Raw genomic sequence first — 26,294 nt, 5'->3', positions numbered from 1 at the left:
CTGTTTAAATTTGCAATCTTATTAATCTGAAACGTTTCGGGAAATCAGCTATCCATGAGTATTCTGGTCGACAATCAAACCCGCGTGATATGTCAAGGTATCACCGGAAAAGCCGGAGAATTTCACACTAAAGGATGCTTGGATTACGGCACCAAGATGGTTGGCGGAGTAACGCCAGGTAAGGCAGGAGAAACCGTCGTCGGCTTGCCAGTATTCGACACAGTCGCCGAAGCTGTTAAAGAGACTGGTGCGAATGCGTCCATGATTTTCGTACCGCCAGCTTTCACTGCGGATGCAATCTTGGAAGCAATTGATGCGGGAATTAAAGTAATCTGCGCGATTACCGAAGGCATTCCTGTGCTGGATATGGTTCGCGTATATGAAGTCGTTCGAGCAAGCGAATCAATTCTTATCGGTCCAAACTGCCCTGGTGTAATTACTCCTGGTCAATGCAAAATCGGAATTATGCCAGGCTATATTCATAAACCTGGCAAAGTCGGCATCATGAGTCGCTCGGGTACGCTCACCTACGAAGCTGTTTGGCAAACTAGCCAGCTCGGAATGGGCCAGTCGACTTGCGTAGGACTTGGCGGCGACCCCATCGTCGGGACCTCGTATATCGATCTTTTCAAAATGTATGAAGAAGATGACCAAACCGAAGCCATTTTGATGATCGGCGAAATTGGCGGCGACGCAGAAGAGAAAGCTGCGGAGTTCGTTGCTAAACACGTGACAAAGCCTGTGGCAGCATTCATCGCTGGCAGCACGGCACCTCCAGGAAAACGAATGGGGCACGCTGGTGCAATCATCACTGGAGGCAAAGGAACGGCTGCTGAAAAACAAGCTGCACTTGAGGCCGCCGGTATCGTGGTCGCCCCATCCCCTGCCGACATGGGAACCGCAGTTAAAAAAGCGTTTGAAAACCGAAGCTAATACTCGTTCGTTTTAACTCCTTCTGAAGCGAACGGGCGGTCGCTTCGGCTTACTGAGACGTCTAGTTAATCAATCAATAAATATGAGCAACCCACACTCGCTAAAACGTGTCGCAATCCTGTTCGCTGGAGGTCCAGCGCCCGCCGCTAATGCTGTGATCGCTGCTGCTGCTACCACTTTCCTAAATGGTGGAATAGAAGTTGTTGGAATCAAGCATGGTTATTCGAACTTAATTGATTACGACCCTAGCAAACCATTGGTAGAAGGAAAGCAATATTTTTTGTTCAACCATGATATGTTGAACATGATGCGATCTTCACCTGGAATTGTGATCGGAACAGCTCGCAGCAATCCGGGCAAAAGCGTATCGAGCCCGGCTCACCTAGCGGACTCGGAAAAAACTGCGCCGATGCAACGTGTGTATGACGCATTGCAGTCTCTGAACGTCGACGCTCTGATCAGTATTGGTGGCGATGATACATTGAAAACTGCCAACAAGATCAAGATGTTTCAAGACACGCTTGGCCCTGGCAAAAAGAAGATGCCTGTCATACATCTGCCTAAAACGATCGACAATGACTACTCTGGAATCGACTTTACTTTCGGTTATTTCACTGCTGCTGAATTTCTAGGTATTGAAATTCGAAACTTGAACCGCGACGCAGCTGCTGGGCAAGCGTATTACCTGTGCGAAGCGATGGGACGCGCTGCAGGTTGGCTAGCTTATGGCGCCGCTATTGCAGGCGAAGCTGCCATGGTAATGAGCGTTGAGGATATCCAAGGTGATTTGCGAGGCGAGGAAGAAGTGCCCGATCCGGCGACAGGCGGAACCAAGAAACGCCCGATCATGTTGGTCGATAAAGTGGTCGAGAACATTGTCGACGTGATGCTTGCACGCGAAGCGATGGGGCTAAACTGTGGTGTCGTTGTTGTCGCCGAGGGACTGGCAGAATACTTGCCTAGCAAGCACTTGGAAGGGATTGCACGGGACGATCACGGGCATATCTCCATCGCCGACGTCAACCTTAACCGCATGCTTTCAAAACTAATCGCCACTGCTTATAAGAAGCGAACTGGTAAATCCCGCAAAGTAACAGGTCTGCAGCTTGGTTACGAATCACGCTGCACACAGCCCAATGCGTTCGACATCATCTTGGGTTCGCAGATCGGGATCGGTGGCTACCGTGCCCTGGTCGAAGAAGGACTAAACGGCGTTATGATCAGCGTCGGTGGGCAAATGGATATCAAGTTCGTCAAGTTCGAAGAGCTTGTCGATCCAGCCACATTAGTTACCAAAGTCCGGTTCATCCAGCCTGGCAGCGATTTTCATCGGATGGCTCGGTATCTTGAAACACAGGTCAAATAGGCTACGCCCATTTGTGACCAAGTTCGCTAAAAACGCTCGGCTGCACTCTTATGTAGCCGAGCGTTCTGCATTTGTGGCCGCTTCCTAGAGGTTTTCGGTATCGAACTCTTGTCGGTACGCGCGGCGAATTCTTGAATTTGCATCTTCAAAGTTTGTTATGTGCATGGATTCAGAATCCCATGCAAGTTCCTGGTGAGGGAAGCGATTCGCAAGAACTCCCAACAAGACTGCTTCTGTGAGTGGGCACGCATACGAAAAACTTGCCGTTGTAGCTGCGCCCCCGAGACAAGCGTCCACCCACAAATGGTAATGGTCACCGCCATCTACGGGGTCAATTTTGGATTCGGCGAAATCTTTCTCCGGGAGCAACATCGGCATAGCGATGTGCGGCAGAAGAATATAACCCTTTTCACCGACAAACATCGACCCCTGTCCAGGATAGTCTGGTCTCGCCTCCTTGCCTTCTTCTTGTACCATTGGAAGCGGCCATTCCGAGATGTCTGGCATCGCTCCGCCATCATGCCACGTTAGCTTGAAATTGTCGGTCGTATAGGCTGTCGCTGGAAAGCTGAACTCGACGGCGTTTTGAAGACCATACGATTCTGTTGCCGGTGTGTCACTCGTGCTCTTGATGGTCTGTGGTGATGTCAGTTTTAAAGCGTTGAAGACAGGGTCCAAAATATGAATGGCCATGTCACCCATCGTTCCGCAACCGAAGTCACACCAGCGACGCCAGTCTGCTGGATGATAGTGTCCTGCTGCATATGGGCGCTCAGGTGCCGTACCCAGCCAAAGATTCCAATCGAGCGTCTCTGGAACCGGTGCAGGTTGCGGGACCGGGCCATCGTAGCCCCATGTCTTGTCGCTCCAGGAATGCACCTCACGTATTTTTCCCACTACACCGGATTGGACTAACTGTACCGCAGTACGATATTCGGAAGCGGAATGTATCTGGGTGCCCATTTGAGTCACCAAGTCTTTCTCGTGTGCAACCTTTGCAAGTTGGCGAGACTCGTAAACATCATGCGTCAAGGGCTTTTGGCAGTACACGTGTTTATCATGAAGCATTGCAAGCATCGCAACTGGGGCATGCATGTGGTCGGGAGTTGCTACATTTACCGCATCTATTTCGGAACCGATTTTGTCCAACATTTCGCGGTAGTCACGGAACAGTTTCGCCGAAGGATGCAATTTTGCTGCAGCTTCCAAATTAGCTTGATCAACGTCACATAACGCCACAACCTCGACTTTCTCGTGTGATGAAAGACTGCTCAAATCGGATGCGCCCATGCCTCCAACACCGACGCTTGCCAGACGCAATTTTCCTGTCGCCCTGGGGCCTGCAGCTAAACGCTGCGATGCGCCAGTGAGGTAGCTCAAAGATATTGCGACGGAACCGCTTTTGACGACGAATTGACGACGATTATTCATGTTTCTCTTGACTTACCTTACTTGCTGGCAGTGAAAACTAAAGCATTATCAGTATAGCTCAGTTGCGGGTAGACTGCATCAGCGTGACTCACAAGGGCTTCGGTTCAGTCTAAAGCGGGTTGCGAATCGCAAGTGGAATCGGAACAGTGGGCCTGTTCGCAAAAGTGAGCAATCGTCTCAAGGAATTTTTCGCGGCGGATTGGTTTCGTGACAACCTGGTTTGCACCACACTTCATCGCTTCCTCACGTGTCTCACCTAGCGCATCTGCGGTTAGTATGACAATGGGGATTTGTGTATTGAACTTTCGGATCTGAGTAGTCGCTTCCAGCCCATCAACAACTGGCATTTGTACGTCGGTAACGACGACTGCGAAATGTTCTCCGTTGGTTCGAACCGTGTCGATCAGCTGTTGGCCGTTTTCGACAATCGTTACGATTCCGCCTGCCGCCTCGATTATCCGTTGCATGAGAATCTGTGTTGCACGAGTGTCTTCCGCTACCAGAACACCGCAGCCGTCCAGTATTTCCTCAACGCGCCGGGTGAGGCCTGTATCATCCAAGTTTGCGGCGAAATCTTGTGATTCGATTAAGGGAATGGTTACCTCAAAAGTGCTGCCTTCAGAGAGTTTGCTTTCCACAGAGATAAAGCCGTTCATTGCCTGAGCCAGACGGCGGCAAATCGCTAACCCCAGGCCTGTGCCCCCAATCACTTGGCGGCGTTTGTTGCCTACTTGAACAAACGGTTGGAAGATAGTCTCCAAGTCTTCTTCCGAAATCCCGCACCCAGTGTCTTGGATCGAAAAGCATAAGTGCGGCGTTTCGTTGTACAAGCATTGGGTTACGGCGATCAATACTTTGCCATTGGGGGTAAACTTGATCGCATTGCCTAAGAGGTTCAGCAAAATTTGTCGAATACGTATTGGGTCGCCTGCAATACCGTTGGGCAGTTCTTCGGCCACATGACTGCTCAGTATGGTGCGGTTCTCCTTGGCGCGTATTTTCAAAAAGCCAAGTAGCTCTTCAATAAAGGGTCGCAGTTTGATCGTGCCGACTTCAAGGCGGAGCATATTCGCTTCCATCTTTGACAGATCGAGCAGGTCATTAACGATTTCGACGAGATACGATCCGTTGTCTCGGACCATCTTTAAGAGATTGCGCTGATCGGTCGTTAAGTCTCCATCTAGCAGTAATTCGCACAGACCTAGCACTGCCGTCATGGGGGTTCGAATCTCATGACTGATATTGCCAATGAGCGCGGACTTTGCGCGATTCGCGGCATCAGCAGCCCGTTCGCTCTCTTTGAGACGCCTAACCATCGAGTGCCGCTCGATCGCATTATCGATGACTCTAAACAGCACGGACGGATAAATCGAATCTTTCGTAATGTAGTCTTGCGCACCCGCGCGTAGCGCCGCCGATGCATGGCAGTCTTCCGAACCACTGGTTAGGACAATTACAGGGAAGCGAACCACATGGTCTTCCTGGATTTCATTTAGAAATGCAATTCCGTCCATTCCAGGCATATGGATATCGATAACGACACAGTCGATGTTTGCGTCGGTACGCGCCCTGCAAATTTCAACTGCTTCATCGCTGCTTCCAGCTTCGTAGAACAAGTATTCGCGGTGCGGAGCTCCGTGCAGCAGAGCGTTTTTAATGCGAGTACGGTCCTCTTGAGAATCGTCGACGATTAAGATTCGTTGAGTCGCGGGTCGCTTATCCGGCATCAGTTTGGCCCTTGTGGCAACGCCACGACGAAGCTAGGTATGCAAATGTAGACTGCAAGATTGTCAATGTTATTGCAGATAGCCGCGACGGCAAATCGGTTGTGGATTGCCGCGAATCTACACGCCCCTATTCCTTCAGCAGACTCGTTTAAGCCGAGTTCTGCAGCAGGCTGAAATATCCTAGGTGCAGTTCTGCATGGCGCAAGTTCAGCCTGATCCGATCGGTGTGTGACATCTTGCCAAACCCAGGGCTATCAAAGTCCGCGACGTCCCCATTCTCTAATCTTCGAAAAGCTTTCTTTAAACGCTCGGACGATGTCTCCACATCCGCATCGTCCTGTCCGACAGTTCCCGTCGGGACCCGCGGAATCTTCACACCACGTGGTAATCCTTTTTCGAGATATCTCGGAAGCAGGAGCCGCATAATCCATCGGATAAAAAATGGCGACTTATCAATTGGGTAGCCTTCATACCCATACTCAATCCACGCAGCCAGATGAGAAAATACTTGCCCCGCCGTCCAGTTGCCATTTGTCCGCAGCCGGCCATTTCTAGCAGCCTCTGCACATCGGTCGACTTCGTCAATGCACTCTTGGATTGAACAAAAGTGCAGTTCGCGATAATTGCCGATCTCTGCAACAGGAATCACTTTTGGCATATACGCGGCCTGTTCCGGACTAGGTTCTGAGCACTGAGGTCTTCGCTATTCGACATGAAAAAAGCAGTTATCTGGAATGGTCGTATCAAGGAGTTGTCGATAGGAGGGCGTCAACCTGTATATCGAGCTGCTTCGCAATATTGCGCATCTCTTCCGCCTCGACGGCGTTATTTCCTTGCTCGTGTTTGCGAAATAAAAATAGGTAAGTTTCATTTGCAGGTCGAAAGCCATTGAAGAAATTTTGTCGTTTCCGTTGGACTATTTGGTATACCTGCCAGAGCTGTTGCGGAAACTGGTCAGCGCCAATCGTTGGATCCGACTTTGAATATCGAGCGTCATTGATCGCATAGAACGTTCCGCGAGCCGTCTCCTCTGCAGCCTCATCTAGGTTTGCGCCAACGATAGTTTTTGTCCAATCGATTGAAAGGTCGATCAATCCTTTTTCGGAAAACCGGAAACCATCAGGAATATATTCGGCTTTGATCGTAGGCAGGTCAAGCATCGCGTAATTCTGTTCTACGCAAAGATTTCTCACGGCAGCGGTGAATTCTGCGAATCTGGTACTCATGCCATGCGAACTATTTTCATCAGCGACGTTTCCGAACTCTTGCGAGGGTGGCACGATAACGATAAGCCGGCGTCCAGGTCGATCAAGGTCTGCCAGGAACCGTTTGTAGTCGGCAGCGAAACTCGCAACCGTCCACTCGGGGTTCAATGCTTCGTTGCGACCGAAACAGGTTAACACAACCGTTGGTTCGACTAGATCAACTTGCTGAAGTCGCCTTTGGTAGCCGTCCTTCGTTTCACCAAACACTGCTTGTGCAGCACCTGTGACATCGTCACCTGCCCATGACAAGTTGCGAAGGTGCAGCGACTTGTTCGGTAAGGTTGTGCGCAAAAGAGTCTCAAAGACACACGCGTTTCCGATCTGCTCCCAAATGTCATCGCCTACGATCGCAATGGTTTCGTCGGACGACAAATTCAATACATTATCATGTTGAGTTTCAGCACTGACTAGCTTGAGGGAGCGCGTGCGTTGTCGCCGAGCCTGGGCATGCACGCCACTTGAGTCAACGGCATGGTTAGCTGAAATATCGACAATTGCAGGTCTTTCACCTGCGTCTTCGACGGCAATTCCGAACTCCCCTTCACCGTCGCTGAGCAGAAGGGCAACCAAACGATGTTTGCCTTGTCCGAGACTGAATGGTTCTTGGTGCAAAATTGGTTTGCCGTCGATGAAAACGTTCACACGTTCCGTGGATACAATGCGAAGCTGTACCTCGCCCGCTCGCTTGCAATCCAGTTCCGTCTCGAACACTTGGATTGCTTCTTGCGATCCGTGCGGGGAAAAAGTATCTGCTTCGGCCAATGGTATGGAACCATTTACTTGAGTCGTGATGCCTGCCCAGAACATGTCGTCGTTGTCATCGGTGACCTTGTCAATGCCGTGTCGATTGAAGAACGTTCGTATTTCATCGGTCCCTTTCAAGAAGTTCCAATTCCGAATCCATCGCTCGGTCGAGACAGTGTATTCCTGGGTACGACCTAACTGACTCAGGAAGTCTGACAGGTCCGCGAGGTCTTCCAGTGGCAATCGATCTAGTAGTCCGACTGGCATTAGCGAACCACCTAGCTTTTCTTCCGCGATATCATCCGTGGAAACGTTGACCAGTTTGCCTTCGGCGGTTTGGAGTACAATTTCTTTTTCCGTGCGAGATTTTTCAAGGCCAGTAATGACTTCATCGCTTTCAAGCAACACGACGACCGTCTTGTACCCTTCCTTTAACTTCGCATCGGGCGCGATCAAAGATTCGACGATGTAATCAAGCTGTGAGCTTCCACCGAGTGAGATTAAGTTAGGGCCGATGTTCCCGCCCGCCGTTCCAATTTGGTGGCACCTTACACACTGGATTGATGTCTGCCGATACAAAGCTTCTCCGCGAGCCGCGTCGGACTTTCCCGATTCAATTCGTTCGCGAATCTTCTGAACAAGCTCCGTGTTATATACCCATCGATGTTCATCGAGCTTTCCTAACTGTGCGATGCGTTCAGATAATTCGCTGCTGTTGATGGCGGCTCCTTGGAGTATCGCCAAGAGTGACCTTGCTGTTTCAGGGGATAAGGAGTCGCGTTTTGCGAGGTTGGCTGCGAGCAGATTTACGCCTTCCTTGCGTGAAAAAACGCTGGTCAGGCTTCGTTGTGTCTCTGTGTCGGCGTTGGCACTACCGAGGATCTTAACTGCGACCGTTATTGCGGCACCCAGATCTTTCTCCGATAAAGCTAGGACGGCCGCGACACGCTGCTCGATGGGTTTCTGTTCAGAATCGCCAATACTTGAAAGGGATTTTTCCCCCGCGGTGCCGAGCGTTGCCAATGAACGGGCAATGGTTTGTAAGGTATCTTGCGATGTACTTTGTCCCAGCAGCTTCTCGAGAAACGCCTGTTGTGGTAAGTCCGCATGAAATATTGCCAGTTGCGCGACGGTAGCTACTACCGCGTCTTGCTGCTGTTCGTTCGCGAATGTCGTCGCTTGGAAAACGGCGATGGCCTTTCTAGCCAGTGGTTCAATTGCAGTTTTCGTTTTGTCGTCAATCGTAAGACTCTTAAGCAACACGTTCGCCGCTTTCCAGCTACTGACGCCTGCTCCAGTGTCGGAATCAAAGCTCGCCTCCAGCTTGTGGATTAGCCTTGCGGTGACGTCAGGACTGGCATGCTTGGCAATGGCGGAAATTAACGATTCATCAATTTCGCTAAGTGGTAGCTGTTCGAATTTGATGATGATCTGCTCTATCCATTTTGGATTCGGATTGCTCGATACGACAAAGCTCAAGTGTTTCGTCGATAAATTTTGCAACCAGTCATATTGCTGATCGTTGCTCGCAAGTTCGACAGAAGCTGCTGGCGAGACGAGCTCGGACTGAAGGCCGCGGTCTTGGCTGCGCACGAGTTGCCATAATGCGAAATCGATGGAGTCGTTCATCGGCAGATCGAGAGCCTGAAGCGCGATGGAAGCTGTGTTCTCGAGCTTTAAATCAGAAATCGTTTGTAGCAAACATATTGTTTCCAATCGCACCAGCCAGTCGGAATCGTTAATGGTCGCGGATGCGATAGTGAGCGCCTCGTTCTTGGCGGCAAAGTAGTTTGCGACCATCCGAACCGCGGCTGCTCTGATTTCTCCGTTTTGAGAATGCAACAGGGATTCGAGATGTTCGATTTTCAGTGCTCCAGCAGCACCTCGGATCCAATTGACGTTTAATAACCTGCTTTCATAGCTGTTCGCCTCTGATTCATCGAGCCAGTTCGAAATTAACTTAGAGGTCTCCGCGTTCCAGCGTTGCGCGATGAGCAAGCGAGCCCAAGTCTGATGCTGAACTGACGGCGAGTCCAGTAAACGAAGTAAATCTGCCGTTTGGCTATCGACGGAAGTGAACGCTGGTGACTTCGTTTCAGCCGCCGCGTCCAATTTAACTCGCCAGATCCTTCCGTTTTTGGTATCGCGACGGTCATCTCTAAAATCAACTTCGCCATGTTGAATAATGGGGTTATACCAATCAGCAATATACAGATCGCCGTTTCCGCCCAACTTAATATCGATGGGGCGAAATGCGATATGCTCACTGCGAATGAGGTCGGCTTGTCCAATACTGACATAACCAGAATCCGTACGGGAGACTTGAAATCGGTTGACACGATGCGACCGGAAGTCAGCCGTGATAAACTCAAATGAATCCTCATGCTGGGCGACCGGTAGAATTTCCAGTCCGCAGTGTTTGGGGCTGCCTGGATTCAGGCCTCTAAGCCATCGCGTTGCACCAGGACTGGTTGCAAATACCGAACCTGGGAAGATGTGGTTGATTCCCTCGTAGTAAGCGCCATCCGTACCGAACGATTGGCCGTTGGGAGTAAACACGTGTCCCCATGGATTCACAAAACCTTTCGCTAGGACCGTCAGTTCATCAGTTCGTGGATCGAATCGCCAGACTCCGCCGCCATTCAAATGTTTAATGCCGTAGCGCGTCGGAACATGCGAATGAATGTATATCGATTGGTTCATATAGATGCAGCCATCGGGTCCCCACCGCAACGTATGCAACAGATGGTGAGTATCTTCAGTACCAAATCCATCCAGCACGATCTTGCGTTCGTCAGCTACGTTGTCCCCGTCTTTGTCGAGGAAGTAGAGCAGTTGCGTTGAAGCAGCAACGTAGACTCCCTGTCCTTTTTCGTTGGGGACATCTGGCAATATGCCAGTCGGAATAAGTAGGTCGTCCGCGAACACTGTTGACTTGTCGCAAACGCCGTCACCGTCCGTGTCTTGCAAAACGACAACTTTGTCACTTGCCGTATCACCGGGCTTGATCTGCGGGTATGTCTCACTCGTGGCCACCCACAATTTGCCGTCGATTCCGAAGTTCATGTGAATCGGTTTGGCAAGATGATCAGATCCGGCAAAGAGACTGGCTTGAGCACCGTCCAAAACTTGCATGGATGCAAGCTCTTTATCGGTGTTAGGTTCGGGGATCTCTTGCAAGTCGCGTTGTGCGAATGACGAAGATGCGTTCAACACGCAGAAGGTAGCGAACGCGAGCCAAAATAAACGATTGGTTGCAAACATAGGAGAATCCAAGGCGAGGAATACAAGGCGGGGCCTTCATTCTAAATGCTCACATCAAACTTCGAAAGCAAGGCGGGCAGAATAAAACCGCCATCTCACAAAATGCGTTGAGAGATAAATGGTTGTAGCCGTTGATTTCCTGATGTCGACGACATGCAAGATGCGAAAAATGCGGCCGTGAGATTACAACTGGAGGGCGATATCACAGGTGGGCTGCGCGACGCATGGCAAAATCCAACCTGTTTCTATGTCAGGCTCTTTACCGCCCGAATATTTGACGGAGCCTGAAAGAAGTCGAGTTATACAACTGCCGCAAGACCCTGCTCGACATCCGCCAGTCACATCCGCTCCCCCGCGTTGCAGCTGGTCGAGCAAGCTTCCTTCGTTTGATCGATATTGCAATTTCTTGTTCGAATCGCGCAGCTGAACGACGGTCGATTTTTCCTCTGGGATGTGGTTGTCCCTCGGTTCGTTCGAAGCAGTTGGAGAGGGCATCTGTCCACCAAAGGACTCGAAATGGATGCGGTCTTCTTCAAAGCCACAATCTCCGAGAAATGTTACCAGTTTGTGCATCCATTCGTTAGGGCCGCAAAGGAACGCGTGCCCATTATCTGCATAAGGCGTAAGCTGGGCAAGCGTCTCTGGCGCTATTCGGCCAGACAAAAGTCGAACATTAGAAAGCTGTTCAGAGTCCGGTTCGATGTCAGTGATTTGCGAGAATGCCATGACTAAATGGAAATTCTTGTACAAACGCGCGAGCTGAAGGAGTTCGCTGGCTAGCGGCGTTTGAGTTGGTGTCCTTGTTTGATAGAACATCCAAACAGGTCTATCAGGCTCACATGGCAGAATACGGTTTGCAATGGCAATTGACGGAGTTACACCAATCCCAGCCGATAGAAGTACAAGTGGTGACGTCGGAGAAGCTAGGTCTGAACTGAAGTGTCCGCTGGGGCCTCGAACTTCCACATTCAATCCCGGTTTGCCAAAACGGTGCAGGTAACCGCTCATGCTAGCCCAGCTCGCAGGCTCACGTTCCAATGTAGTATTGCTGGTCTGTATATTTCGCTTTACCGTTATGCGGTAATGGAGCGGATTGGCCAACCCAGAAATTGTATAACATCTGGTAGGAGGAACATTACCTTCCTGACCAGCAGGAATTCGAAGCAGAATATATTGCCCTGGACGATAATTTGGCAACGGGCGATTATTCGATGGAATCAGATAAAAGGATCGAACATCATCGGCTTCTCGAACTACGCGTTCGATAGTCATTGTTTGCCAGCCTTGAGTTAATGGATTTTTGACCTTTCCATAGCTATTTTCGATTCTTTGAAGAAGCTGAGCCAAGCCGGTGGCGTACTCGAGTCGATCGTTGCCTTGCTCGCGACTGCCGCCCTTGCTGTGCGTCGGCAGCCAGTGGTGTTCGATCGATAGGGATGACGGGGATTGAAGCTGTTGGGAAGTCATGTGTCTGCGTTTTCTCGGCAGAATTGAGGTTTGGTAGCATCAAGCTTTCAAAGATAGGTCGCCGAAACCAGGCAAGAATTGTGGGTTCGAGTTTTTGACGAAAGTTCCGACATTGCCGGATTTGCGAATTCTGAGGCCGCAACATAGGCTTCGAAAACCACGCTACAGCAGTGATTCGAAGCACCTTGGGACACTTCAATTGAACTTTGCGCACTCCTAAAGAGAAAACGCTGGCTGTCGAAGATTGCGGTTCCGGATATACTTAGAAGGCCGTGATCTGCTATTTTGAGGTAGTGAGTCGAAAGGAGGGCGAGACTTTCGAATCCAATGCCTGAATCGGTCCGCGCTTTTTCGCGACATTTGTCCTTGGGGTGTTACGTGAGTGAATCGTTGATGACGCCTGTTTTGACGATCGAAGAAAAACTGGAAGAGTGCCAACGCATTATTGAATATCGATTCAATGACATCCAGATGTTGCAGAACGCCCTCACGCACGCATCTGGGGCAAGTCGTCGACTGGACAGTAACGAAAGGCTGGAGTTTCTCGGCGATAGCATCCTAGGAATGGTCGTATGCGAGCATCTCTATCTGAATTACCCCGATCTGCTTGAAGGCGAATTGACCAAGATCAAATCGACCGTAGTATCACGGCGGATATGTGCCCGCGTTGCACGCCGAATGGATCTGGAGAAATGCTTGATTATCGGACGTGGAATGCTCAATGGAAATCTGCCTCGATCGCTGCTAAGTGATGTTTTTGAATCGCTGATTGCGGCTGTATATCTGGACGGAGGTATCCAAGCTGCCAAAAATTTTATACACATGTCAATGCGAGATGAGCTAGTAACGGCTAATGAAGACTGTTCAGCTGGCAACTACAAGTCTGTCCTCCAGCATTTTAGTCAGCGCGAACTAGCCCTTACTCCACGTTACAAACTGGTCAGGCAAGTTGGGCCCGATCATGATAAAATTTTTGCGGTTGCTGCCGAGCTTGGTGACCGTGAATTTACCGCTGCCTGTGGTAAAAACAAAAAGGATGCTGAGCAGCGCGCTGCAGGCAATGCGCTTGCGGAGCTACGCGGAGAACAACCACCTTTCAACAGCCACGAGTGTCCATAGTGGCCCTTCCGGTTTCTAACGTAACATCACAGATTGATGTTCACTCCAACCAAAGCAGCTTTGGGGTCGTACACTCAATGAATTGCAATTGTTTTGATCATCAAACTATCCGCGACAAGCAAGCTGACATAAAAATTGTACCCAATGAATAGGCAACAGACAGTTTTACTGCGAATTGGCAAGATTGTTCTTTCGGTTTCCGCATTAATGCTCTTGGCAGAACGGATCGATGCTCAGGAAAGTTTATTGCGTCCCTTTGACGATACGACTTTCTCCGACGCCCTCAATGAGCAGGAGCAGAAACGTGCAGAAATGGCCGAAGCTATTGATGCAAACCGTGCCTACCGCGATAGCAAGTTTGGTATATTGCCAGATGATGCGCCAGAGGATGTAAAGAGTGCTTATGCAAAATCGTTATCAAGTTTTAGAGAGGGCGTAAAATCCCTGCGCCGGGCGTACACCGAGTACAACTTGTCTGCGATCGACGGGAAGGATGAGGCACGCGTTGAAAAGTGGAGTGAAGCATTAAGGCTTTCCCACCAGGGAGCCCGCCAATGGATCGATCACATGGCTGATATTTATGTCAGCGATCCAAGCAAATACAAAGACCTAGGGCTAACTCTGATGGAAATCATTAGAGGCGAGGCAACCGCCGATCGAGTCGAAAATCTTTTGAAAGCAGCACATGCCGTTTTCGAAAATCCTCCAGACAAGCTAGATGCTGCATTAATAAATGGTATCGCGTTTACCGGCTATGCAAACGGCGATTTTGAACTCGCCCAAAAGGCTTGGGAGCAATACAAATCTGAGGCCGAACTTCCTGTCAATTCGGAGTGGTACTTTAGCTCCTTGGATCGTGCGGAAGAAAAATGGCAGCGAGAGCTTGAGCAACGTGAATTGGATAAAACTCGGAATAATCCTCGTGTTCAGTTGATGACTACCAAAGGCTTGCTGACTATCGAATTGTTTGAGGACTCTGCTCCCGAAGCCGTTGCGAATTTCATCTACCTAGCCGATCGTAGCTTCTACAAATCGCTGAAGTTTCATCGAGTGCTTCCACAATTCTGCTTACAAACTGGATGCAAGGCGGGTGACGGGACGACAAACGCCGGCTATACGATTACCAGTGAATCTACCAAAGAAAACCGCCGTGATGTGTTTCGCGGTAGCGTCTTTTTCGCGTTGGGCGTAGACGAACAGACGGGAAACTTAGATGAAGATACCGCTTCTTCTCAGTTCATTATCGCTTCGGCCATGTTGCCGCAGATGAATTCCAATGTCACCGTTTTTGGTCGCGTCGTGGAAGGTGAGCATTCATTGGGAATTTTCCGAAAGGTTGATCTTTCGGAAAAAGAGCAAAAGGAAGATGCGACCTTGGAAGTGGATCTCTTGATCAACACCAAAGTGCTAAATCGACGTGATCACGAATACATTCCTACGGCTGTTCGAGGCAAACTGCCATTCTAACTACGAATGGCATACATACAGCTTTACAACTGCTTAACTAGTACGTTGCTGTAGTTCTTTGCCATATTTAACGTTTCTGGATCAACGATTTGCTCCTGAGCTGCTTGCTCTAGCGTTAAACCTTGCGGTATCACGCATGCTTTCAACAACCAACACGCACTTGCCTGTTTCAGTTGAGCGAAATAGACGGCAATTGCGTCCGAGGTAGTTTGCCAGCCAATGCGCGGCATCTTGCTGCTGGCTTCCGCGTCGGCAGTCTTTAGTAGTTCGGGATTGTAGAATGCGCTGATGTTGACCACTGTTGTAGTGAACATGCAAGATCTGTTCGGCTGCACTTCCGATAGTAACTCTGGTGAATCGGCATTTGCCACGTAGTTTATTTCAAAAGACGGCGAGCGTTTTGCCTCGCGTTGCAACAGCTCAAACGCGATTTCCGCACTCGCTGCTAGCAGATCAATGCAGCGCCAGTGGAGAGACGTCTGATCTAGTTGATGGAGACTGTCGAGAAGCCGCAATGCTTCGATAATGTCCCCACCTCCTACAATCAATAAGACATCGTGTAATTCCTGATCCTGCAGGAATTCAAAGTATCGCTCCGGCCAACTTGGCTGTTTTAACAGGCTCCCGCCTATTTTTACTACTGCTGTCACGATTGGAGGGACTAATAAATGTTTACGTGGTCGTAGCTCTGTGAATCTCTTGACTATCAGCCAGTGCAGCAACTGCATACGCTGGGGCGCATCGGGAAACGATGGGGCTTAACCAATGATCCAGCGTCAATACTTTGCCAGACCATGAGATCTTTCTGAGAACAGCTTGGGCGAGAAAATTGCCGTGACCGCTCAAAAGTATCTGTTCGCATTCATTCCCTGCGAACTTGCTTAGCTGTAACTCGAGAGAAGTTTGCACAAACCCGATCTGTCTGTCGAAAATCTCGTGGGCAACTTGTTTGATTTGATTTGCATTAAACATTTCTTGGTCTCCCCCAATACAGCGGGCAAGGCGATTCAGGCAATTGGTAAGTGACCTATCCTGACCGTCGGCGGCTGGCGATAATGCACCTGAGCCTTCTAGCAACTCAAGCACTCGGTATGCATCCGCGGTATCTGCAAAGGACTCATTGACAATTGGATAAACTCTATCGTCAACTCGAGCTTCAGATAAAATGCCTGCAATGTTGGATCGCTCCATTCCTGTGTAGACTAGTTCTCTGGATTGCAAGCGATCGACGTCAGTGCGTGAATGCGTTAAGACGCTTCCAGGTACCAAACGAAGGATGTCGGTCGTTGTCGATCCAATATCTACCAAGATTGTGGGGGCGGCGATTTGATGGCAAGCCCACTGTGCGAGTGCTCTCCAGTTTGAAGCAGCGATGTTCCACGGTTGTTCGATTGCGCTGGACGCCGCGTGGAAATGACCGTCGACTCCAAAGTAAAGCGTTTCGGTATGTCGAAAGGCGCTCTCGACTGCATTCACAATTGATGTCACGCCTGCGCGACGTGTAGCAAAACAATCGGCCATCTCACCCGTCATCGTGACCGCGACGCGGTCAAAATGGATGAAATCTTTTTGAAGTCGGGCGAGGGCGTCGGCGAGTCGTTCCGGTTGCTTCCACAAAGGAAACGTTTCAGCACATGCAAGTCCTCGGGTATCGGCGAGCTTGATGTTCGCACCGCCGATATCCAATCCTAGAGTCGCCATAGATAAAGTTCCGAATGGAGCTTAGCAAGCCTATGCGCTTGTGTGCATCGCAAACTTTCGGATCGCGTCGATGACTTGCAGCATGTGGGCTTGAGGGTACTCTTCCCATTTGCGACAACGGTGCCGGACGATAGCCAGCTTCATTTGCTCGACGGCATCTGAAACGTCCTCGGGCATCTGGGGCAGTCCAAGAAATGGATTTTCCTGTGCAAGTGTAGGCGCTGCTACATCATCGGACGTCGCGCTTCCGACGTTGTCCGAATCGATTTCACCTTCGTCGCCAAAATCTGGGCCTTCCGCCAAAGGACCACTAGAAATTCGGTCATCCTTCTCGCTCTCAATCGATTGTTCTTCTTCGACTGCAGTGAGCTCCGTATAACCGTCGTCGTACTCAACAGCGACGATCTCATTACTTGCAGGTTCATTCTCTGGCTTTCCGCCATTGGCTTGCCAGCGTTGATTTCGCATCTGTGAGACGCTCCAGTCGCTCTGCGTAGCACCTTCTAGCCACATAGGTGCGTCGTCCCACTCAAGTGCAGCCAGGAAATGGCTCCAGAAAAGTTTGGGGTAAGTTTCGTAGTCGTTTCCAAATCGAGCAAAAACGCGACGCAAACGCCCGACATGTTGCGGCGATACACCTTCGACTTTTCGCGCCCAGGCTTCGTCGCTGTAGGCTACTGCGTCGAGCGAGTTGGCGATGGCTTGCTCTCGCCATTGAACGATAATGCGTCCCTTCTCCCAGTTCGAGTAACTGACGACTTTGTTCCAGCGACCGACAAACTCGATAGCGACGGGGTCATCGTCAATCCGATCAAGGGTCGAAACAGCCGGTTCAGCAAGTTCATCAACCATAACATTTGCTTCGAACGGAATGTCATCGTTCGCTGGCATGTCAGAGTCAATTGACTTGCGCGTTACCTTCTTTAGAACGGGCTTCTTTGCAATACCTGTATTCATAATTCTCCGGATGGCATTAATCCAATGGTGCAATCCGCGATCGTTGATCCAACCAACGATCGCTCCGACAGCGGGGCAGTCGTGCTAAGCGATGATCAGGATTTCAAGCCAGTCGCTACTCGCCGAACATACAAATGGTTTCATTCGTCGAACGAAAGTGGCGCGATTTGTTCCAGATCACTGCCTAGAAGCATTGCGTAGAGGAAGCTTCAAGAATAGTCCTTTGATGGACTAAATGGCGGGATTCAAGGACCGCGCTGCAACGTGTGTCGATTCTTGCGTTGGATTTGAATAGGGAAAGTTTGCCGCTTGCCTTATGCATCAACTTGCTATCGACAGCTTTTCCACGGCCCCACAAGCCGACGAGCGTGTGGAAAACTCGTCAGCAAAGCACCGTCAGTCTATCTTTAATTAATTCGCGTCAGCGCCATTGCTCAACTGAGATTCAATCTGGTCGGCCTGCCAGGCAATAGCGGCGATGGTTCGCGAAAGTTCTAAGACATCGAGCGTGTCAGTAAGAAGATTACTGCGCAACACCAAAAGTTCGTTGTCGCCGATTTTCTTAAGCGAAAGAGCCCCATGTACTATTTGGTCATTGCTGCGCAGGATGAGCGCTGCACTGCTTGAATTGATTGGGCCGCAGACTGACCAAATACTGAGCACTCCATAACCCTTGTCGTCTTGGTTGCCAGTTTCGACCGTAACCTTCTGTCGGCGCATTGGGCCTAACTGCATGTTGAGCACAATTGACTTTTCTGAATCGTGATCAATCGTCCAGTTCGACTCTTGTGCAATTTTTCGCAAGGTTTGAAGCGGGGCAGCGGGATCTGCCTTGGCTTGCGCTTTCGATGATTGGTCAGTGATAGGCGTTGCGGATGCGGGCGCGGAAGCTTGATTGCCGACGGCGGCTGCTTGCATGGCCTGTTGGACGATTGAAGGCAATACCATCCCCATGCCTAAACCGATCCCTCCCCCTGCTCCACTCCGCCCAGCGGCTTCGATACCGCGCGCAGTCTGGTAGACAGTGTAAGAGTTCAAATCACCTAGTACTGCCATGCTCGAACGCGCATCGATGGCCTTCTGGACTTCTTCAGGCGGTGTTATCGAGCTGATAACGATTTCGACGAGTTCAAGCCCTAGCTTTTCAAAGCGTGAGGCAATCTGCAGCCTTGCCGCAATGCTGAGCTCGTCCATGCGAGCTGGCATGTCTAGCAATGGTATGTTGGCGGATGCAAAAATGTCCGTTAAGCCCGCAATGATTTGGTCGCGGAGATAGTCAACGACTTCTTCGGTGGTCAAGCGGCCCTGAGACCCTACCACGGTATTGAGCAGGAGCGCTGGGTCCTTAACGCGGTAGGAGAATTTACCAAAGCCGCGAAGTCGCACGACACCAAAGTCTTTGTCTCGCAGTGTGATCGGCTGGCGAGTGCCCCATCGCTGGTCGAGAAATGTTTGCTGCCCAATGAAGTAAACTGATGCTTGGAAGGGGGACTTTTCGAACGGCAGCGTCAGGATCGATCCAATGATTGGCAGATTCGCAGTCGTTAACGTATGACGACCGGGCCCGAATTGATCCATCGCCCGTCCGTCGCGGAAAAAGACCGCGACCTGCGACTGTTGCACGATTAGTTGAGCGCCAAACTGTATCGCAGCCGAGCCGTGTTCGGGAACGCGAGCAACTACGGTTTGATTGGTCTGATCGTAGTAATCAATAACTTCAAGTCGGAACATTTTGCTACCTCGGGAGTTTCCCGCACCAACAAAGGCTGCGATGCATTCTGGAGTCTGGATGATGGAATGACGAAGGAAAGGTTAACGTCGTCTCTTTTTACGCTCGATCTGTTCGAGTACGATGATGGCTATGTTACCAGCAATCTAGCATTTCGTGGATTGGACTGCGGCGGCAAAACGTATTCGAAAATTTGAAACAGAATCTGGGTGGAATCAAGAACATGAAAGCAATGCTTCTGGGGGAATATAAGAAACTGTCGATTGTCGACATGCCGAAACCCGAAATTGGCCCCAATGATTTGCTGGTAGCTGTCAAGGCATGCGGGATTTGCGGCAGCGATATTCATGGCTACGACGGCTCTAGCGGTCGTCGCATTCCTCCATTGGTCATGGGGCACGAAGCGGCGGGGGAAGTCGTTGAGGTCGGCGGTGCAGTCTCAAAATTTACGCTCGGCGATCGAGTGACGTTTGATTCAACGGTTTCCTGCGGACGTTGCTCGAATTGTCGTTCCGGCAAAATCAATCTCTGTTTGAATCGTCAGGTTCTGGGCGTGTCGTGCGGTGAATATCGTCGACATGGAGCGTTCGCAGAGTACGTGGTCGTTCCAGAAAACATTGTTTACAAACTGCCAGAGTCACTATCGTACGAGCACGCGGCCTTGATCGAAGCTGTCTCGATTGCTGTTCACGCTATAAATCGAACACCGAAGATGTTGGGGCAACGGGCCATCGTTGTTGGCACTGGCATGATTGGGCTGCTTGTAATTCAGGCTGCCAAGCTGGCTGGGTTTTCCGAAATTATTGCTGTGGACCTTGAAGACGAAAAGTTGGCTAAGGCCCAGAAGTTAGGTGCAACTTATGGTTTGAATGCCAAGAAGTGCAACGTGGTGGAAGAGGTTCTCAGACTGACCGATGGAGAAGGATGCGACGCTTCACTAGAAGTTGTTGGTGCCACAGCGACTATACAAACGGCCATCGATTGCACTCGCCGCGGCGGTGCCGTTACGCTGGTTGGCAATCTTGCGCCAAAGATTGAACTGCCTCTGCAGTCTGTCGTGACCCGAGAGCTTTCCATCTACGGCTCCTGCGCAAGTAATGGCGAGATTCCCGAGTGTATTCGCCTGCTCAGCCAAAATGAAATCGATGTCAAGCCGCTGATCACGGCGACAGCGCCCCTGGATGACGGGCCAGAATGGTTCGAGCGGCTTTATGCGGGCGAGCCTGGGGCTATGAAAGTAGTCCTCATGCCGACAGCGTAAAGCCTTCTTTCTCCGGTGGTTAGGATGGATTTGGCCGTGGCGACGAACTTCGGCAAAATTCGAAGCGATCGACTTTTTAAATCGTTTGACGTCTAGCGGAACGCTTGACTTGCGTAGATAATTTCAAGGTACTTGTGCCGCTCGCTTATACAGCGGACGGCATATTTCTTAGGTTTCTGATCTGATCCGGGCACGTAAGGTTTAAAAATGAGTATTCGTATTGCATCAATGGCGTTGGCGTTCCTCTGTGCCACCGCTTCGGGGCTTCCGAGCATGGGAGAGGTTGCGAGTGACAAGACTGTGCTCGATCACACTGTGAAATCGATCGATGGCGAAGACGTTAAACTCGAAGATTACAAGGGCAAAGTACTGCTTGTAGTGAACGTGGCCAGCAAGTGCGGGTACACGCCACAATACGAAGGACTTGAGAAGCTGAATCAGAATTACAAAGAGAAAGGCTTGAGTGTACTCGGGTTTCCATGTAATCAATTCAGGAAGCAAGAGCCAGCGAGCAATGCAGAAATCAAAGAATTCTGCGAATCGACTTACAAAGTCAGCTTTGATATGTTCAGCAAGATCGATGTGAACGATGAAACAGCTGATCCGTTCTATAAAGAGTTAACAAGTGTCGATGCACAGCCTAAAGGTGCAGGTGACGTCTCATGGAACTTCGAGAAATTTGTGATCGGCAAAAACGGCGAAGTGCTCGCTCGCTTCCCTTCGGCTGTTAAGCCGAACGACCCAGAGTTGATCAGCGTGATCGAAAAAGCGCTCGCGGCTGATTAGTTTTAGCTAAACAAATGAGTGCAAAGCGGCAGAATACTGCTTTACGCTTTCAGATAATCTCAAGGCAGATCGGTTTCAAAAAGCTGGTCTGCCTTTTTCATTGGCGGGCAGGTTCTGCTATATGTCTTCGCGAAGAGGCGATTGACGTGAAAACAGAATCTTATATGATATTGAGACTTAGTTAAGTTAGTGTAGCGAGCGAGCAATCACTTTTTAAAAGTTCACAGCCAGCAAGCAAATAGTTTTCGGCCTTCGGCCAATCTTTTTCTTGTAGGGAGAACTTTATGCGATCGCTGTCTCTGTTTCTATTCCTGTCTTTTTCGGCTGCTGCCTCATCCGGCGTTCAAGCTGAAATCGTCATTCCGTCTTCGGGTGATGCTCGCTTCGGATGGTCGAGAGGCGATGCCAATAGCTTTTATTATGGTTGGGATGTCTTCAATTCGTACCCAACGGACAGTACACCCGATCTCGGTAGTATTGGGCCGGGTGGCACAGGCGCACTACTAACTGAAACGACGGGGGCGGGCTTTTTAACTAGTGGAGGAAATATCTATTCTTTTGCACAAGCCATGGATTTTGCAGTAGAAACCCCCTCGTTCAATCTTGGCCCGGGGAGCTCGACCCGCATTGTTGCGCAGTTTCGGACTCTCGGAACTGAGCTGGATTATGCAAGTATCCGCTTAGACGGTCTGGAGGCCGACTTTACACAGGAGTTGGCGCGCACGACTCTGGGCGGTTTCGGCGGAGCTCAGGTTGATTTTCTAGCCTCTTGGACTTTGCCAGTCTCGGCATCTAGCTATCTGTTAGCGTTTTCTGCGAGTGGATCGTCGCTATCTCTAGACCAAGTTCATGTAGACGGTTTCTCGACTGTTTCCGCCGTGCCGGAGCCAAGCTCGATGCTTCTGCTCGGTGGTTTGGGCGCAGCGTGCGGGGGCTGGGGGCGTCGAAGGTCGCGACGAAAGCAAGCAGTCGCCGCCCAGTAGCTGATCGATAAAACTCTTTTAGGGGCAACCGACTTCTCCGTCGGTTGCCCGTCTGGCTTCAGCCGCATGTGATGGAAGCGGACGAGGACCTGGACCGCTGAACTAGCTTCCGAGTGGACGAGTTACCTTCAATGATCCGGCATCCTTATCAGTAGTTCTCACACGCACAACAATCTTACCCACACACAACCATATGACTGAAGATCCGGACCAACCGCACGAGGGCATTGAAAAGCAAGTTGCTCTAACACAGACGGGAGTGCGGCAGTATCGATTTGAAGATTTGTCGCAAGGCGATAATAGAATCCTCGTGACAATCAAAAACGAGCCTTACGAACTTCGGCTGACCAAAAGCGGTAAGCTCGTTTTGAACAAATGAAGCATTACTTGAAATCGTTCGCTTCGCCCGCAATCTGGACCGACTGCAGGACCGCACTTTGAAAAATCGCCAACCACTTTTTCTGTACTTCTTCAGAAGGCTCTTTACCTATAACGGTGTACGACATTCGGTGTAAGTCAACTGGGCCTTTGAGGAATCGAACCAGCTGATGACGCTCTTCGCCAGACTGCGCAACTACGGTTTTCACGGCGATGGTGACTGCGTTATCTTCTTCGATCAGCACCTTCGTGTTCGACTCAGGTGAAATTGATCGTATCTGCTGATCCAGCGAGTTGGCAATATCACTAGTTGTGCCCAGGTTTGCTCCATTGAGAATTCGTTGGATCTCAATTCGTTCTGTCCAGCTCTGAATACTTTCGCCTGGAACGTAAAGTAGTGCTGTGGAATATCCCGCTGCTTTCGATCGATTGCCAACTTGCCAGCCTCTTCCATCCAGCTCGGCGACGACTATTTCGGTTGGCTGAAAGAGCGCCTCAGTGGCTCGACGCAAGTCAATCGTTTCATGCAGCTTGCCCTCGACAAGATCAATGCCATAAAAACCATAAACGCACCGTTTACCTGAGCCAAGTGATAACAATTGCGTTGGCTCGCCTAGGATGCCTTCGATCGATTCTTGCGGTATACCAACGGTAAAGACACCGCGCTGCTCGAACGCCGTCCAAACGGTCTCGAGTCCGCGAGCGATCCCGGCGTGGTTGGAATCGATCTGGAACGCCGCAAGTAGTTGCTGCCACGCGGCTGGAAGATTTTCGGTTCGATACAGGGCTAATGCATACTCGGCACGCGCGGTTACATTTTGCGGATTTGATTCTACGGCAGCGGCGAGCGAGGGAAGGCTCTGCATCACTTGCTCAACGCTCGGTTGAGCAGTCGGATCAGGCGAAGAAGCAGGTTGTGGACTGCTTGAACTCGGATTCGAGAGTTTTCCGATGTCGTCCATTCTTGCAAGCCTAAACCGACTGTTGTCCCAGAGTGCCATTACCTCGGCTGTCACGCCCGCGGATTCAAACTGAAAGCCGTAGCAATCCTTGAGTTCAACTCCGGCGCGTTTCGCTAGATTTTCTGCGCGCTCAAGTCCAAAAACTTTTTCGGCTTTACCGAATTCGGCTAATTCCTCTAGAGCTAGAATCCCGTCGAGCGATATCTCCTGTCGCTCGATAAAACCATCCAGCATCTGCGGCTGGAAATTCGGTGGAACTACGAAATGCTCTGCTGCTTTTTCGAATTCTCTAGATTGCAAGAGTGGTAGAACGGACTTAAGAGTCTCAATCAACTGAGCTTTGGTTGGCGTTTTATTGTCACTCGCGTCTTGAGCCATGGCGTGGTTCAATGAGCTTATCGCAATAGCCAGAGGTAACGCACGAGCGAGGCCGCCTTGGAACGCTCTTCTGACTTCGACTTTTCCAAACATCATGGGCCCCTTAACGGAATGTTTCAATTTTACTGATAACGTTCGCTTCCGAAACAATCGCGTATTCTAATCAGTGGGGAACCAGCTGTGCGAACGAAAAGTCCAAGGAAACTTGACTCTAAGGCAGCTCGAATTCCGATGCGGGTACGAAAAAACCTACGTGATTTCTCGCGTAGGCTTCGTCTCGGAAAGTGGCGTTTTACGCCGCGGCCCCATACATGCGTGATCCCTTAGGTACGATTACGGATCAACACTAACGCGTGGGACTGTAAGAGTTTGCCGGTGGTTGCGCCAATTGGGTTGGCACATTAAAGCCGCTGTCACTTGGGACACCTTGCTGGAAAGTATTCGTCGCGGGCGGTACTTGTTGAAACGCTGTTGAGCTCGCGTTGAGTGCATCAGCCGCGGGAGCCGTTTCTCTAGGAATGTTCGCGGACATATCTTCAAAGTCGACGATCGCCGGAGGAAGCTCGGCTCCCAAATCGATCGCCATACCTGAGATTCGCCAATTTTGTTCTTCAAGATGCACCGTGAATACGATGTCCGTATTTAAAGTGGAACCATCCTCGTTGAGTTCAGAAAGTTGGCTTTCAACGTATGCCGCATCTTCGTCATTGTCCAGGTAACGGGTTTGGCCGATTTGAAAAGTCGAAAGACCAATTGGCTCGATGGATAGACCGCGGCGTTCAATTTCAGCTTGGGCAGCTGACGTGAGTAGAGCCCGTGTTTGGCCTGCGTTCCCCGTTTTCCAGCTTTCCAGAAACAACGTCACGGTTTCACTAGCAGGCGTTAGGCTGTGCACCGCTTTGCCGGTAATGACGGGAGCTTCCGTCTGCGCGACCTGAGCCGCAGGAGTTTTCGAGACCGTCGATTCGGTAGGTGATTTACTGCTGCAACCGGCGGCCAGTCCAAGCAAAGTGAACATTGCTAAACGCTGACACGACATCTTCATAAGTTCAATTCCATTTTTCGGCTGATTTGGGTTGGTAATCCGATGGCTCGAAAATACGAAATCGCCTGATGCAAAGTCAACCCAGATGCTTGCAGCTTTTACATCACATGCGGTGGCGTTTGCCGCGAACCAAGAAACCCCGGCGGAGATTCGCAATCAGGGGCAAAAAAGAAAAGTGAGAGCGCCGCGACTCGAACGCGGGACCCACGGATTAAAAGTCCGATGCTCTACCGACTGAGCTACGCTCCCAGGTGTAAAACTAAGTTCACACGCGGAAAACGAACCGCATTCAGATGTGATCATTCACAACGAATAAGTTGCATTTTCCCTCAGAAATGCAACTCAAAATCCTGTGTTGCCGTGACTGAGGGGCTAAATTTAACAACAAATCGAGTACCCGCAAGGGCTATCAAAAAAGCTCCCTGCAAAACTCCTCAAACTCAAACTCGATTCACCTGCAAAACGCTTAAAAACGTCTTATTTCGTCCAATTCTGATCGTTTGCCCAGTTATCGATCGTGTCAGATACCGTGTTACCAATGCTGTTCGCAGCTGATTGCCCCAGAATGTTTGTCTTTCCAGCCTTGGTCAATGCCAGAGTTAGCTGACTTTTTCGCTGCCAATCTGCCATCGTAAAATTCCGCACGTCGACGTACGGAAATTCGGCCACCGGAGTAATCTTCCTTACCAGTTGGACGCCTTCCTTGGTATGCACGACATAAAAATGCATGCTCCCGTAGATGCCAATGGCTCCAACTACAATGCCTGCAAGAAACGATGTAAATCGATTCATAGGTTTCCTAATGAAATCCGTCAGTTAATCAGTGGTTCAGTTGCTTAATTCAAATACCAGCAAATCAATCAACTCGAAAAATGCATGCGAGGCCCCGAGCGGTTGCAAAAACTCTATGAGAATCAGCAGACCCGCAGTCTATATCAGACCCAATTCGCCGCAGTCAAGTTCGCCAAAGTCACATTGCGATCCTGGATGCTTCCTCGCAGCCTAATCACGCATGTAGTTGCGACGAGTACATTATACGTGGCTGAAGTCACAACTGATCGCGTTTTCCAATGCGACAGGAAAATTAGTCGACAGGAAGTTTGAGAACCAAGAGATCAACAGCCATGAAATTTTCCTGGCGATCAATCTCCTTGTAGTCTCCTTGCCGTTTTATCTCGTCGCCCCCGAGCCGCCAGAGGCTTCGCCATACAACCGTGAGATACTACTCAGTACAAAATGAAGTGAGCCTGCTCGTTCTCGGATCGAAAAGTAAGACGCCGGCCCGTATCCGCAGCAGCGGTGCAAGTTGGCCGAAGTCAAAGCGACGAACT

Annotated in this window: 20 protein-coding genes and 1 tRNA gene; 8 read left to right on the top strand and 13 right to left on the bottom strand. The window is 50.3% G+C overall.

Translation table 11 applies throughout. From position 1 onward, the window contains the following. Positions 1 to 54: 54 nt before the first annotated feature. Together sucD and SH451x_RS16365 are read left to right on the top strand one after the other, a co-directional pair. Complete coding sequence (gene sucD / locus SH451x_RS16370; RefSeq protein ID WP_479358065.1) at positions 55 to 933, top strand: succinate--CoA ligase subunit alpha; 879 nt, start codon at positions 55 to 57, stop codon at positions 931 to 933. Between the two features lie 82 nt (positions 934 to 1,015). After that, positions 1,016 to 2,299, top strand: coding sequence for a 6-phosphofructokinase (locus SH451x_RS16365; RefSeq protein ID WP_479358064.1), 1,284 nt, complete (start codon positions 1,016 to 1,018; stop codon positions 2,297 to 2,299). An 84-nt stretch (positions 2,300 to 2,383) separates the two neighbouring features. Here SH451x_RS16365 and SH451x_RS16360 read toward each other — a convergent pair whose 3' ends face one another. From SH451x_RS16360 to SH451x_RS16340, 5 genes are all read right to left on the bottom strand, one after another. Continuing rightward, a complete protein-coding gene (locus SH451x_RS16360) occupies positions 2,384 to 3,730 on the bottom strand; it encodes a Gfo/Idh/MocA family protein (protein WP_479358063.1) in 1,347 nt (448 codons plus the stop codon). A 104-nt stretch (positions 3,731 to 3,834) separates the two neighbouring features. Next, on the bottom strand, positions 3,835 to 5,457 hold the full coding sequence (locus SH451x_RS16355; RefSeq protein ID WP_479358062.1) for a response regulator: 1,623 nt from the start codon (positions 5,455 to 5,457) through the stop codon (positions 3,835 to 3,837). 148 nt (positions 5,458 to 5,605) lie between these two features. Further along, a complete protein-coding gene (locus SH451x_RS16350; RefSeq protein WP_479358061.1) occupies positions 5,606 to 6,115 on the bottom strand; it encodes a DUF1569 domain-containing protein in 510 nt (169 codons plus the stop codon). Between the two features lie 85 nt (positions 6,116 to 6,200). Next, a complete protein-coding gene (locus SH451x_RS16345) occupies positions 6,201 to 10,730 on the bottom strand; it encodes a PVC-type heme-binding CxxCH protein (RefSeq protein ID WP_479358060.1) in 4,530 nt (1,509 codons plus the stop codon). 183 nt (positions 10,731 to 10,913) lie between these two features. Next, complete coding sequence (locus SH451x_RS16340; protein ID WP_479358059.1) at positions 10,914 to 12,197, bottom strand: flavin reductase family protein; 1,284 nt, start codon at positions 12,195 to 12,197, stop codon at positions 10,914 to 10,916. A 378-nt stretch (positions 12,198 to 12,575) separates the two neighbouring features. Here SH451x_RS16340 and rnc point away from each other — a divergent pair, with 378 nt between their 5' ends. Then, on the top strand, positions 12,576 to 13,316 hold the full coding sequence (gene rnc / locus SH451x_RS16335) for a ribonuclease III (RefSeq protein ID WP_479358058.1): 741 nt from the start codon (positions 12,576 to 12,578) through the stop codon (positions 13,314 to 13,316). A gap of 144 nt (positions 13,317 to 13,460) precedes the next feature. Continuing rightward, complete coding sequence (locus SH451x_RS16330; protein ID WP_479358057.1) at positions 13,461 to 14,783, top strand: peptidylprolyl isomerase; 1,323 nt, start codon at positions 13,461 to 13,463, stop codon at positions 14,781 to 14,783. A gap of 23 nt (positions 14,784 to 14,806) precedes the next feature. On the opposite strand, the gene SH451x_RS16325 is transcribed toward SH451x_RS16330, so the two are convergent. The 4 genes from SH451x_RS16325 to SH451x_RS16310 form a co-directional block, all read right to left on the bottom strand. Further along, on the bottom strand, positions 14,807 to 15,433 hold the full coding sequence (locus SH451x_RS16325; protein ID WP_479358056.1) for a hypothetical protein: 627 nt from the start codon (positions 15,431 to 15,433) through the stop codon (positions 14,807 to 14,809). Between the two features lie 22 nt (positions 15,434 to 15,455). Beyond that, the gene (locus tag SH451x_RS16320) at positions 15,456 to 16,484 is read right to left on the bottom strand and encodes a hydantoinase/oxoprolinase family protein (RefSeq protein WP_479358055.1); all 1,029 of its coding nucleotides are present in this window, start codon (positions 16,482 to 16,484) and stop codon (positions 15,456 to 15,458) included. A 30-nt stretch (positions 16,485 to 16,514) separates the two neighbouring features. Further along, positions 16,515 to 17,441, bottom strand: a complete 927-nt coding sequence (locus SH451x_RS16315; RefSeq protein ID WP_479358054.1) for a hypothetical protein — start codon at positions 17,439 to 17,441, stop codon at positions 16,515 to 16,517. Between the two features lie 411 nt (positions 17,442 to 17,852). Next, a complete protein-coding gene (locus SH451x_RS16310) occupies positions 17,853 to 19,172 on the bottom strand; it encodes an SPFH domain-containing protein (RefSeq protein ID WP_479358053.1) in 1,320 nt (439 codons plus the stop codon). Positions 19,173 to 19,393: 221 nt separating this feature from the next. Here SH451x_RS16310 and SH451x_RS16305 point away from each other — a divergent pair, with 221 nt between their 5' ends. The 4 genes from SH451x_RS16305 (at position 19,394) to hemP (ending at position 22,579) form a co-directional block, all read left to right on the top strand. Then, complete coding sequence (locus tag SH451x_RS16305) at positions 19,394 to 20,431, top strand: zinc-dependent alcohol dehydrogenase (protein ID WP_479358052.1); 1,038 nt, start codon at positions 19,394 to 19,396, stop codon at positions 20,429 to 20,431. A 207-nt stretch (positions 20,432 to 20,638) separates the two neighbouring features. Then, the gene (locus tag SH451x_RS16300; protein WP_479358051.1) at positions 20,639 to 21,217 is read left to right on the top strand and encodes a glutathione peroxidase; all 579 of its coding nucleotides are present in this window, start codon (positions 20,639 to 20,641) and stop codon (positions 21,215 to 21,217) included. Positions 21,218 to 21,501: 284 nt separating this feature from the next. Continuing rightward, positions 21,502 to 22,200, top strand: coding sequence for a PEP-CTERM sorting domain-containing protein (locus SH451x_RS16295; protein ID WP_479358050.1), 699 nt, complete (start codon positions 21,502 to 21,504; stop codon positions 22,198 to 22,200). 193 nt (positions 22,201 to 22,393) lie between these two features. Next, positions 22,394 to 22,579, top strand: coding sequence for a hemin uptake protein HemP (gene hemP, locus SH451x_RS16290; protein ID WP_479358049.1), 186 nt, complete (start codon positions 22,394 to 22,396; stop codon positions 22,577 to 22,579). Positions 22,580 to 22,583: 4 nt separating this feature from the next. Here hemP and SH451x_RS16285 read toward each other — a convergent pair whose 3' ends face one another. From SH451x_RS16285 to SH451x_RS16270, 4 genes are all read right to left on the bottom strand, one after another. Beyond that, on the bottom strand, positions 22,584 to 24,014 hold the full coding sequence (locus SH451x_RS16285) for a tetratricopeptide repeat protein (RefSeq protein WP_479358048.1): 1,431 nt from the start codon (positions 24,012 to 24,014) through the stop codon (positions 22,584 to 22,586). Between the two features lie 250 nt (positions 24,015 to 24,264). Next, the gene (locus SH451x_RS16280) at positions 24,265 to 24,963 is read right to left on the bottom strand and encodes a hypothetical protein (RefSeq protein WP_479358047.1); all 699 of its coding nucleotides are present in this window, start codon (positions 24,961 to 24,963) and stop codon (positions 24,265 to 24,267) included. A gap of 176 nt (positions 24,964 to 25,139) precedes the next feature. Beyond that, positions 25,140 to 25,212: transfer RNA gene (locus SH451x_RS16275), tRNA-Lys, on the bottom strand. Between the two features lie 228 nt (positions 25,213 to 25,440). Further along, the gene (locus tag SH451x_RS16270; protein ID WP_479358046.1) at positions 25,441 to 25,755 is read right to left on the bottom strand and encodes a hypothetical protein; all 315 of its coding nucleotides are present in this window, start codon (positions 25,753 to 25,755) and stop codon (positions 25,441 to 25,443) included. Positions 25,756 to 26,294: the final 539 nt, after the last annotated feature.

The sequence above is a fragment of the Njordella aestuarii genome, from assembly GCF_056494165.1.
The sequence above is the reverse complement of the archived record's forward strand: the minus strand, read 5'-3'. Positions and strand labels throughout refer to the sequence as shown.